The organism is Phormidium sp. CCY1219 (assembly GCF_035615515.1).
Lineage (GTDB): Bacteria > Cyanobacteriota > Cyanobacteriia > Cyanobacteriales > Laspinemataceae > CCY1219.
Genome location: NZ_JAJENT010000303.1, coordinates 1 through 734 on the forward strand (window position 1 = coordinate 1; position 734 = coordinate 734).

Here is a 734-nt window from a genome sequence, read left to right on the forward strand (position 1 = left end):
GACCCTGCTGCAAAATTTCTTGGTACCAGGGAGATTCTCGTAACACGGCCATATCCCACCTCATAATTTGTTGAACTAGGGGTATTTCTAAGACAAAGGTAGCAAAAAATGCCAGTAAGGGTTCTAATTCATCGAGTTGCTCGTTGCTTCGTAACAACTGCAAGGCGCGGCGCACGGTGGATTCCTCTCCACCATTTCTTAAAATGGGCACAAAGGGAAGCAGGGTGGGAAGGGGTTGTTGCAAAGCAATTTCTGCCTCGACTTCCCACAGATTAATCACTCGATAATCCTGTCGCGCTTGCAATCCTCGAAACTCGGATTCGTAGCCATTGGCAATGGAAACCGATGGTCCCGGGGGCAAGATATTAATCAGAACGGGATAAGTGGGCAGTTGGTAACGTTCTTCGGCTAATGCGGCATAAGCGCGCATTCTTCGCGGGATTTTGTTATTGTAGCGTAATTGCAATTCATTGAGGACTAAAAATTCCCCCTCTTCCGGGGTATAGGCACGCACCAATACATCGCTTTCCCGACTGACCCACTGAAATTCGGAGGCGATAATATCTCGCACCTCTACTTGTTGAATTTGCGTTACCCATTGCACCCACAGTTCTGGTGCCAGACTAATCAGGCGTTTGCTGCCAATATCTGCTTGTTTGACCATACAATTGAGTGATTACTTTGAGGTTAATCATTGTTATTTTATGCGGTTGGTCAACAATTAAATTGCAGAA

General features: G+C 46.2%; 1 protein-coding gene. It reads right to left on the reverse strand.

What is annotated here, in order from left to right:
• On the reverse strand, positions 1–664 hold a 664-nt coding region (locus LKK83_RS04995), incomplete at its 3' end, for a hypothetical protein (RefSeq protein ID WP_324629817.1).
• Positions 665–734 lie beyond the last annotated feature (70 nt).